The sequence below is a fragment of the Sphingopyxis sp. BSNA05 genome (assembly GCF_013265645.1).
In the GTDB taxonomy this organism is placed as follows: Bacteria; Pseudomonadota; Alphaproteobacteria; order Sphingomonadales; family Sphingomonadaceae; genus Parasphingorhabdus.
Genome location: NZ_PYIA01000164.1, coordinates 1 through 11,803 on the forward strand (window position 1 = coordinate 1; position 11,803 = coordinate 11,803).

At 61.5% G+C, this 11,803-nt stretch carries 5 protein-coding genes; all 5 read left to right on the top strand.

Annotation, left to right across the window (positions count from 1 at the left end; genetic code table 11):
• Window positions 1-96: 96 nt before the first annotated feature.
• Window positions 97-1,335 carry an adenylate/guanylate cyclase domain-containing protein gene (locus C8024_RS19130; protein ID WP_367947447.1) on the top strand — a complete coding sequence of 413 codons (1,239 nt, stop codon included), beginning with the start codon at window positions 97-99 and terminating at the stop codon, window positions 1,333-1,335.
• Between the two features lie 225 nt (window positions 1,336-1,560).
• On the top strand, window positions 1,561-3,225 hold the full coding sequence (locus tag C8024_RS19135) for a ShlB/FhaC/HecB family hemolysin secretion/activation protein (RefSeq protein WP_173208188.1): 1,665 nt from the start codon (window positions 1,561-1,563) through the stop codon (window positions 3,223-3,225).
• Between the two features lie 468 nt (window positions 3,226-3,693).
• Complete coding sequence (locus C8024_RS19140; protein WP_173208190.1) at window positions 3,694-4,566, top strand: hypothetical protein; 873 nt, start codon at window positions 3,694-3,696, stop codon at window positions 4,564-4,566.
• Window positions 4,536-7,625, top strand: coding sequence for a hypothetical protein (locus tag C8024_RS22650; protein ID WP_173208192.1), 3,090 nt, complete (start codon window positions 4,536-4,538; stop codon window positions 7,623-7,625). Before C8024_RS19140 ends, C8024_RS22650 begins: the two co-directional genes overlap by 31 nt.
• The coding region (locus C8024_RS19150) for an S-layer family protein (RefSeq protein WP_173208194.1) at window positions 7,568-11,803 on the top strand (4,236 nt) is incomplete at its 3' end. The genes C8024_RS22650 and C8024_RS19150, both read left to right, overlap by 58 nt.

Sequence of the window (11,803 nt, forward strand, 5' to 3'; positions counted from 1 at the left end):
CCCAATCACCTATCCCGATGACGGAGAACGCGCGGCCAAGGCGCCTATGCCCTCTATCTGGCCGGCGAGGAATTTCGCAAGAACGTCCCCGAAGGCGTGCCGCCGATCGGCAGAACCCGGGTCGGCATGCATTATGGCGACGCGATTGTCGGCAATTTCGGAGGCGAGGGCCGGATCCAATATACCGCATTGGGCGACGCGATGAACACCGCGGCGCGGCTCGAAGCTGCCAACAAGATGCTGGAAACCAAGGTTTTGCTGAGCAGGGAAGCGATGGAACGGACCGGTCTTGACTGGTACCGGCCGATGGGCCGGATCACCCTCCGCGGCCGGTCCACACCGGTCGAAGTGTTCGAACCGGTTCCCGACTGGGATGAAAAAGATCGCGCGGCAGTGACCGCCATCATAGCCGCCCATGAAAAGGGTGATAGTGATTCGATCCAGGCACTGGGTGCCGTGATCAAGCGATGTGGCGAGGATCTGGGCCTCGTCAATCTGCTCAAACGATTGAAAAAGACCAAAATGGAGAAAGCTATGCACTTGGATAAAAATGCTCCGGTACCGTCCGGACGAATTCTTCCCGGCTTTGCGAAAGCGGCTCTGGCTACATTCCTGCTATTCGGCGCCGGTAGCGTCGCACTGGCACAAAATATGGTCGTGCGCTCGACCGGCCCTTCGGCGAGCAGCTACCCGGCGGGCAAGAAAATGGGCAATGATGCGAAAATCACGCTGAAGGCCCAGGACAAGGTCACCATATTGACCCAGTCGGGCACGCGTGTCCTGTCGGGACCGGGAACCTATTCACTGGCCCAGGGAAGCAGTTCCACGTCGACCGCTTCGACCCGGCTGTCCAGCTTCATCAACAATCGCGGCAGCCGCCGGGCCAGAACCGGAGCGGTGCGTGGCGATAGCAGCGCGGCGGTGGTTACGCCGAACAATCCCAATCTCTGGTTCCTTGATGTGACCAAGGGCGGAAAATTCTGCGTGACCAATCCGAAGGGGCTGGTGGTCTGGCGGCCGGACTATACCGGCTCGGCAACCGCCTCGATCGTCGAACCGACGAGCGGCAATGTAACCGAAATCGCCTGGCGGAAGGGCAATCCGCTGAAGGCCTGGCCGAAGGATGTCCTGCCGGTGGCCGATGGTGCAAGCTATCGACTGCTCGGATCGAACGTGCCGCAGTCGGTCGAGGTGAGCTTTGTGGTTCTGGAAAAGGAACCGGCCGATCTTGACGAGACGGCGGCTGTGCTGATCGAGAAGGGCTGCAGCGGCCAGCTGGATCTGCTGGTCGAGACACTGAATGCCAATAATGAAGACGCGGCCGACCAGGGCTAGGCTCTGGATGATTTCTGTCGCCCCGGCTGATCCCGGGGCGGCAGAGCCGCTGTGGCAGACCCGGATATTGCGCCGGAATTGCCAAGAAAACGGGGATATATATGACGCGCTCGCGCACTACGCTTAAAACGACTGCCCTGACGGCAGTTTTGCCATTTTCCTGTCCGGCATGCGGCCTGGGGTCAGTCTGCCGCTGCACCGACCAGAGAGGAAATCCAGCGGGGAGTGATAGACGAAGCGCTCAAGGGCCAGGCCCAGCCCCTGTCCTTCGACGGCGAAGTCGAGCGGTCCGCCTGCCCGCTCGCTGGACCGGAATTTTCCGACGTCCGGTTCACACTGAAGGCCGTGAATTTTTCCGGTCTGATATCAGTCGATCCGGTATCGCTGAGCCCGGCCTATGCCGATTATATCGGCCAGGACGTTCCGGTATCGGTGGTCTGCGATATCCGCGACCGGGCGGCCACCATCCTGCGCAGCAACGGCTATCTTGCGGCTGTACAGGTCCCGCCGCAAACCATTGACGACGGCAGCGTCCGCTTTGATGTGCTGATGGCCCGGATGACTGCGGTGCAGGTTCGCGGCGATGCCGGCCCCTCTGAAGCGCTGCTGCAGAAATATATCGAGAAACTGGCCGCGCAGCCGGTTTTCAACATCGACACGGCGGACCGTTATCTGCTGCTCGCACGCGATATACCCGGGCTCGACGTGCGCCTGTCGCTGCGGCCGATTTCGGCCGAATCGGGCGGCCAGCCCGGCGAGGTCGTCGGCGAGTTCAACGTGATCCGCACGCCGGTCTATGCCGATATCAATATCCAGAATTTCGGTTCCAAGGCGGTCGGCCGTTTTGGCGGTCTCGCCCGGGTCCGGTTCAACGGATTGACCGGTCTGGGCGACGAAACCGTGATCAGCGGCTATTCGACAGCCGATTTCAAGGAACAGCAGGTTTTGCAGGTCGGCCACGAATTTACCGTCGGTGGCGAAGGCCTCAAGTTCGGCGGCAATTTCACCTATGCCTGGACCAGGCCCGATCTGACGGGCGGTATTGATATCGATTCACAGACACTGGTGGCAAGCGCCTATGCAAGCTATCCTTTTCTACGGAAGCAATCGCGCAATATCTTCGGCACGATCGGGCTCGACTATATCGACCAGCGCACAGATCTTCTGGGGGTTCGCACCAATGAAGACCGGCTGAGCGTTGCCTTTGCCCGGATCGACTTCAACCAGATCGATGCCGCCAGTATTTCCGGGCGCGGCGGCTATTCCGCTTACGAACCGAAATGGGGCATCGGCGGCTCGCTGGAAATCCGGCAGGGCCTGGACATATTGGGCGCGAGCGAAGGCTGCGGTCCGGCCTTCGTCAACTGCATTGGCCAGACCGTACTGCCAACCCGGGCCGATGGCGACCCGACCGCTTTTGTCATCCGGGGCCAGGCCAAAATCGATTTCCGGCCGACGCCGCTGCTGGCACTGACGCTGAAGCCACGCCTGCAATATTCGCCCGATGCGCTCTTCTCCTATGAAGAAGTATCCGGCGGCAATTATACCACCGGTCGCGGCTATGATCCCGGAACGATCATCGGCGACAGCGGCTATGGCCTGCAGACGGAAGTCAGCTACGGATCGCTGGTTCCCGAGACCCCGGAAAGCGTCGCGCTCCAGCCCTATCTGTTTTTCGACATGATGGGCGTGTGGAACAAGAATATTCCGGATGACGCGCAGAAACTCTATTCCGTCGGTGGCGGGCTGCGCATGACCATTGGCCAGCAAGCCAGCCTCGATCTGACCGGCGTCGTGCCGCTGAAACGCGCACCATTCCAGACCCGCCGCCAGGACGCGCGGGCCCTGCTGACGCTGACCGTGCAGCTGGCCCCGTGGAAGCGCAGATGACATCGAATTCCGACCATAGACCAGCCGCAGAGCAACCGAGGACAGGATCATGAGCAAGCGTTCACAGAGCAGCAGTCACAAAGGCGAAACGCGCACCGACCGGAGCTGCGCTGGCTGTCGGGAAGCTCGATGGCGGCAGCGGCAGTTCTGCTGGCATCCGCTCCACAATCTTCGCAGGCGCAATTGATTTTGCGAGCTCCCGAACTGAATATGCCAAACCCCGGAATTTCGGCACCCGTATCTCCACGACCGGCCCATGATATCAGGATCAGTGCGCCTCAGGCACAACTACCGAGTAACGATCTCCGGATTTCTTCACCGGTTCTGCAGCCCCATGTTACAGATATTCGTCTGGACGGTCGGATTTCGCTGCAACCTCATGATGCAAGTCAGCAATTCAATCGCAGCAATATAAGCCTCGCCCGCCATGCGCCGATTGACGCCGACCCAATCAATATCGATGTCCCGATGACCGGGCTGATCGCCCCGCAAGCTTTCACGCCTGTCAGCGGCCAGGCGTTTCAGGCCAATGGTACGAGCCCGACAGGAGGGGTTTCCTTCACGAGCGCCCGCACCACAAATCTGGATGAACTCCAGATATCGGTGAGCGAGGCCATAATAAACTGGACGCCGCTGGACACAGACGCAGCCACCTTTGGTAGCGATGGCCTGGTCAACAATCCGATCGACATCCTCCCGGCCGGCAGGACACTCCGCTTTGTATCCAATGGTCTGGACTATACGGTTCTGAACCGCATATTGCCGGTGGCGACGGCAGACGGCAGGCTGGTGCAGTTCAACGGCCTTGTGGAGAGTTTTGTCGACCTTGCCGGAACCACCTCCGGCGGGAATATCTGGTTCTACAGCCCCGGCGGCATCATTGCCGGTGCCACCAGCCGGTTCGATGTCGGCAGTCTGGTGCTGACGACCAACGATATCGACACCACAGGCGGCCTGTTTGGCTCCAGCGGAGAAATGCGCTTTGCCGGCGTAGCCGACAGCAGCTCGCGCGTGGAAATCGTCGCTGGGGCGCAGATCAATGCGCTGAATGACCGCAGCAGCTACGTTGCCATGGTCGCCCCGCGAATCGTGCAGGACGGTAGCGTGAATGTCGACGGGTCGGTTGCCTATGTGGCGGCTGAGCAAGCGAACCTGACGATCAACAACGGACTGTTCGACATTTCGATCGGCGTGGGAACGACCGACGCCAATGGCATTGTCCATAGCGGAACCACCACGGGCTTTCATCAACCCCCACGATCAGTTCCGTTTCAGGCAATGTCACCGATGCCGATGCGCAGGCGATCTACATGGTTGCCGTGCCTAAAAATGATGCGCTAACCATGCTGGTCGGCGGCAATATTGGTTATCAGCCGGCCGCCTCAGCCTCGATCGTCAATGGCAATATTGTGCTCAGTGCAGGTGCCAATGTCGCGACAACCGGCAACCAGACCGATGCCGGTTTTGCCTTTGACAAGAAGGCGGCCGATTCCAATTCCAATATCGAGTTTCAGAATGCGGCCTTCGGATCGTCGGTTTCGACCTTTGCGACAAATGGCATAGTCGCAACAACCTCGTCCGTGTCCGATAGCATCGTCGCCAATGGCCCGACGGGCACGCAAAATCTGCTGCTGGAAGCGAGAAACCAGATCGATATCAACGCCCGCGGTGGCGGCATCATCGGCGCCAACGGCAATGTAACATTGCGGGCGGGAAGCGACGGTGTCGGCGGAACGATCAATATCAACGCCGACCAGATCGGATTCGGCGATTTGATCATCAGCGGCCTGATTGCAAACGGCAATCTGATCGTGGACGCCAGCGCCTCAGGACGCGACGATTTTTCCACCGTTCGCAACAATGGCGGCACCGGAATCGGGCAGGATGCCGTCGGCGGCAATATCAATATCGATATCAATGGTGGTGGCGATCTGGTCGTGGGCGGCACGGCCCAGTTCAACGCCAGGGCCCAGGGCGGCAAGGGAGAAATCCAGAACGGATCCGCCCAGGGCGGAAATATCATTCTGAACGTCTCCAGCGGCACCTTCAATGTGACCGGAACGACATTTTTCGACAGCGAGGCTATCGACGCGCAGAATCTGAAAATCGGCGGCAACGGTCCCGGTCTGGTCGGAAGCGACAGTGTCGGCGGAGACATCAGTCTCAACCTGTCGGGCGGTGCGGTCACCACCGGCGAAATCGTATTTTCCCAGGGAGCCACGGCATCATCGGGCGCTGCCGCCGGTGGAGCGCAGAGCAATGACGCGACCGCGGGCGCACTCGACCTGACGGTCACGGGCGGCACGCATGTCATCGACAATATCGAGGTCTATGCCACCGCCGCCTCAGAAGGGTCGTTCGATGCAGCGGGAACCGCAATATCCGGAAATGCCAGTTCGGGAGGGGCACATTTCCTGATCGATGGCGGCAGCCTGACCATCAGTTCCGACCTGCAGGGAGAGTTGAACACTTTCGGGGTCACGCCAGCCGCATCGGAAGACCGGGTCACGATCACCGTGCAAAATGCGGGCAGCCTGCAGGTCAACGGCGAAATCAACATCAGCACACGGGCGTTTCACGGCTCGGACAGCGTGACCAGCACCGGCGGCGGGATTTCGATCCTCGCTGACAATGCGACACTCACTGCGGGCGGCATATTTCTGGACACGTCGGCACAACCGAATGACCAGTTCTTCTCCAACGATCCGAGCGAAGGCAAGGATTTCCAGGCAGGCGACATCAACATTGCGGCCCGGAACGGCGGCGCGATCACGGCGGGCTTTTCCTTTCTCGATGCAAACGCCACCGGCAATGACACGATTGCCGGCAATGCGACAGGCGGCGATATCCTGATCGAGGCCAATGACGGTTCGATAGAATTTACCGATTTTCTTGGCGTGAATGCCAGCGGTGTGGGCGGCGTCGGTGGCGATGATGATATTCCCGACAGCCTGGGAACCGGTCGTGGCGGAGCGGTCACCTTCCGCGTACAGGGGACAAGCGGAGCGATGACGCTGTCCGACCTTGATATCGCCTCCGATGGATCGATCTCGGTTGGCGGCGAAGGCGGCGCACCGCGCTTCGAGGGGGATGGTGGCCTCGGTTTCGGTGGCGATGTCACATTCGATTTGCTCGGCGGAACCTTCCTGGCGGACGATATCACCGTCGGTTCGAACGGTTCGGGCGGCGGCGGGGGCGATTTGTTCACTGTGCCCGGCCCGGTCACCAACAACGAAGCGGCAGTGCTGGCTGCTCCCGAAGACCTGACGCTTGCCGTCACACCCTTTGCCGGCGGCGTATCGGCGGGTGACGGTGGAGACGGGCAAGGCGGAGACGTAACCTTCAATCTCAACGGCGGCAATGCGACCGTCACCAATCTCACGATTTCGGCCAATGGCTTTGGCGGCGATGGCGCGAATGGTGATATAAATTACGGCACCGCCGGCGGATCAGGCGGTCGCGGACTCGGCGGCAACACGACGTTCAACGCGATTGCCGGGAATTTGACCGTCACCAGTACCCTGACCGTGGCGGCCGAGGGCAATATTCAAAATGCAGCACCTTATGGATCGCGCGGCGCGGGTGGCTTCGGCTATGGTTCGGACGGCGGCAACGGCGGCGACGGTATTGGTGGCACCGCCACCTTCAATCTCGACGGCAGCGCAACGATCAATGCCAGCAACATTGTTGTCTCGACCAATGCCGAAGGGGGATATGGGGCAGCAGTGTCAGCGCCGGCAGCGGGACCATCCAGGCCGGAACGGGCGGCAGTGGCGGCAATGCAACGGGCGGCGATGCAATCTTCAACAATAATGCGGGTACGCTCGGCTTTGGCCAGCTTTCGGTCACATCGGTTGGCACCGGCGGAACGGGCGGCGACGTCTTCGGTTTCTCGACCGGTGAAGCGGATAATATCGCCGGTAACGGTGGCACCGGGAGCGGCGGCAATGCGACCATCAACATCAATCAGGATGATCTCGGCAGTCCGGTTTATATCGTCGACGCCAGCGGCTTCGGCGGCGATGGCGGTGATGGACTGGACGGCGGAAACGGCGGCGCAGCTGTTGGCGGGGTTGCAGCGATCAATGTCAATAATGCGTCGCTTGATCCGGATGATCCGACGATCATCGCCAGCGCAACTGGCGGAAACGGCGGCGACGGGCTGCGGGATGCGACCAACGATATCACGGGCAATAGTGGCGATGGCGGAAGCGCGACCGGTGGAACGGCGCGTCTGGAAGTCACTGGTGCCGGCGGGAATATCGCCCTCGGCTTCGTCATTCTGGAAGCCAATGCCACCGGTGGCAACGGGGCGGATGGTTTCTATCAGTTCGGCGGCGGTGTGGACGGCGGTGACGGCGGATCGGGCGGTGACGCGACGGGCGGCACAGTCGAACTGATCGCGCGCACCGGCGGAACGATCAGCCTCACATCCGGCGATTTCACCATGACCAGCACCGGTATCGGTGGGACTGGCGCAAATGGCGGGAACTCTTATGACAGTGCTGCCGGTGACGCCGGCAACGGTGGCGCCGGAACCGGCGGCAACGGTCGGCTGCTCGCGCAAGGCGGCACGATATCAGGCAATGATCTCAACATAACCACGACCGGTCAGGGCGGTGATGGCGGAACCCGGGGCTATTATGGCGCCTTCGGGACGAACGGTGCCCAGGGCACGGGTGGCGCCGGTACAGGCGGCACCGGCATTGCCGAAATCCAGGAAGGCAGCCCAGGCATCCTGGCCTTCGCCAATGTCACCATGGATTCCAGCGGCACCGGCGGCGGGGGACCGATTGGCGGTATCGGCGCGGGCGGCCGCATCGAAATTGCCGACAGTTCGACCGATCCTGCGGGACTGATCAGTTTCGACAGCCTGACCGCGACAGCCTTTGATACCGCAATCGGCACCGGAACCGGTTCGGCTTCGGCCCTTTCCGGCGGCTTCTTCGTGACCGGTGACAGCGGAGCTATATCGATCCTCGGCGATCTGACCGTCAATGTTGCGGGCAATATCCAATATGATTTCGACGCCGACGGCCAGATGACGGTCGGCGGCAATGCGACCCTGACCAGCGGCCAGAATATCTTCATCGATCACAGCAATAATGGCACTCCGGTCAACAGTATCGATGTGTCCGGAAACTTCGCGGCCACCGCGCAGGGCGATTTCATCAGCACCGCCGGTTCGCGGATCAATGCCGCAGGCACCGCTTCGGTCCGCACCGGACAAAATGCCACCGTCGCCGATATAGCCGGTGTCGGACTGGTCGATATTTCCGCGATGTGGGATGCCAATGTCACCAATGCGGCTGTCACCGGGACCGTGACGACCGTGACACTGGGCGCAGGAACCTTCGTCCTGGGACCGCAACTGCTCATCCAGGCCGGGCATGATCCGATGGGGACGCCCAGCGCGGTCTTTGATCCAAGCTATAACGCGACGCTAGACGGCGACGTCACGTCCGCCGGCTTTATCACCGTGAATGCGGGCGGAAGCGCCCTGTTCGCGACCGGCAGCAGCACGATCTCGGACAATGGACTGACCGTGCAGACCGGCGATGACATCATCATCCAGACCGGTGCAAGCCTGGTGGCGGGGAATAATGCCGCAACCTCGCCCAACACGGCCAATCCCTTCCCCGACACCAACAATCTGATCCTGCAGGCCGGGGCTCTCACCCCCCTGAGCAGCACGCCGGTTACGCCGATCGCCTCGATCGTCGCCGCCGGCGATATCGATGCCAATGATTTTGCCGTCGTCATGTCTGCCAACGCGATCGACGGACTGGGCGGCACGATCACCGCGAGTTCTCTCAGCGTCGACATCAACGACGCGCCATCCAATGCGGTAATCGCCGGGAGCGGACAATCCGATGACAATGGCCTGTTGAGCGCGCAATGCGTCGAGGGCAATGTCTGCCTCGGCACGCTCAACGCCGACAATCTCGTCTATATCGGTCAGGCGAGCAACAATGATGTGGTTCAGGGCATTATAGAATCCGGCACGGTTTCCGCCAACGACATATTGGTCACCACCCGCCGCGACATCATCATGGGCACCGACGGCATCGCCACGGTCCTAGATGCGTCAAACCAGTTCCTGGTCGAGAGCACCGAAGGTGACGTCGACCTGCGCGATGCTTCGGTCGCGAGTGCGAGCGTGCTAGTCAGCGCAGTGAACGGAAGTCTGCTTGGTTCGGGCAATCTGGACAGTAGCAATGACGTCGGCATCACGGTCGGGGCGGACATCAGCGCTGCATCGATCACAGCCGGCGGACAACTGACCACCGTTGCGCTGGTCGGCGGCGCGTCGGAAAGCCTCTACACCGTCCCCGGCAGTATCGATGTCAATAGCTATACACAGGGCACCGCGCAGCGATTCCGCGTCGAAGCGGGCAATGACATCTCGTTCGGCCAGATCACCATCCCCGACAATGCCATCGAACTGGTTGCCGCGCAAAGCGGACCGGGCGACGTGTTCCTCGGCAATACCAACGGCGCCAGCAGCATCGTGCTGCAAGGCGAAAATGTCGGCTTCCTCAGTCTTGACGCGACGGTATCCGGAGCGAGCGGTATCATCCTGACGGCGACCAGCGGCAATATCAGCGGCGGCGATGCCGTGGCCAGTTCCGCGATTGATCTCGACGCCACGGACGATATTGCGATCGGTTCGCTGAGCACGCTTCAGGCCATCACGCTGGATGCCGGCGGTAATATTGCCTTCGCCGACGCCAGCGGTGCCGGGATCACGATCAACAGCGGCCAGGACATTCTGTTTGACACGATCAACGCCACCGGCACGGCCACGTTGACCGCGACGGGCGGAACCATCGGCGTCAACAACGCCGGCGCGGACATCACCGCGACGGGTGCCGGACAGGGCATCAATCTTTTCGCGGACAATGTCGACGTCGGTGCCCTGACCACCAATAGCGGTGACATTCTGATATCCGCGGCGCAGGATATCGCCCTCGGCTCTGCGGCCACCGGTACCGGCACCCCGACGGCAGCGAGTATCGGCCTGCTGGCGGGCGACAATATCGCTGCCACCGGCGCGCTACGCGCTGGCGAGGATATATCGATCCGCTCGCTCGGTGACGTGGCCTTGGCCAGCGTTTCGGCCGGCGATGATATTCTCGTCCAGGCGGACGGCGCAATCACGCTGGACAGTGCGACGACCAGCGGCGCCGGCATTGACCTGTTCGCGCTGTCGTTCAACACCGCCAATGCCGGTCTGGCCGGATCCATAGCCTTTGGATCGGAAACTTCACCGGGCTCGAATATCCAGCTGACCAGCGGCGGCAATGTGACCGCGACGGCCGCACTGAACGCTCATGACGATATTGTCGTCACCGCAACCGGCACACCGAATCTGGCCAATGCGATCAGCGGCGGCGATACCAGCATCTCCGGTGCAGCGGTATCGCTGAACAACGGCACCATCGGCGGGAACCTGACGATCGATGCCAGCGCCGGCGATATCGACGGAACCGGCACGGTCACCGTTGGCGGCGGCATCGATCTCGACGCCACCGGAAATATCGGCTTTGGCGATCTCGACGCGCAGGGCGGCACCTTCACCGTCGATGCCGGCAATGCCATAAACTTCACGAGCGCAACCAGCGCCGACGCGATCAGCATGACCGCAGGCGGCAGCATCAGCGGCGGTGACCTGACCGCCGTCAATGCGCTCAATCTGGACGGCGGCAATATCGCCATCGGCGACGCAAGCGCGATCAATATCAGCTTCAACAGCGGTTCGAATATCCTTTTCGACTCCCTCGCCTCGACCAATGGCATCGCGTTGACCGCATCGGGCGGAACCATCGGCGTCAACAGCACCGGTGGTGACATCACTGTCTCGGGCCTAGGTGCAAGTCTCAACCTGGTCGCCGACAATGTCGACGTCGGCGCGCTGACGACCAACGGCGGCGACATCCTGATTTCCGCGGCCCAGGATATCGCCCTCGGCTCTGCGGCCACCGGCACCGGCACCCCGACGGCAGCGAGTATCGGCCTGCTCGCAGGCGGCAATATCGCTGCCACCGGAGCGCTGCGCGCTGGCGAGGATATATCGATCCGCTCGCTCGGTGATGTGGCCTTGGCCAGCGTTTCGGCCGGCGATGATTTTCTCGTCCAGGCGGACGGCGCAATCACGCTGGACGATGCGACGACCAGCGGCGCCGGCATTGACCTGTTCGCGCTGGTATTTGACACCGCCAATGCCGGCCAGGCCGGTTCCATAGCATTTGGATCGGAAACTTCCCCGGGTTCGAATATCCGGCTGACCAGCGGCGGCAATGTCACCGCAACGGGCGCACTGGATGCCAGTGATGATATCATCGTGTCCGCAACCGGCACACCAACGCTGGCCAATGCGATCAGCGGCGGCAATACCAGTATCACCGGCGCATCAGTAGCGCTGAACAACGGCACCATCGGCGGCGATTTGACGCTTAACGCGACGACCGGCGATGTCGACGGCAGCGGATCGGTCACCGTCGGCGGCGGCATTGATCTCGACGCGACCGGCGATGTCGGCTTTGGCGATCTCGAGGCGCAAGGCGGCAGCTTCACC

Excerpts from the sequence above, each read along its gene's own strand:
- C8024_RS19140 (WP_173208190.1), top strand. The coding sequence starts at position 3,694 with ATGACCGGGCTGATCGCCCCGCAAGCTTTCACGCCTGTCAGCGGCCAG.
- C8024_RS22650 (WP_173208192.1), top strand. The coding sequence starts at position 4,536 with ATGGTTGCCGTGCCTAAAAATGATGCGCTAACCATGCTGGTCGGCGGC.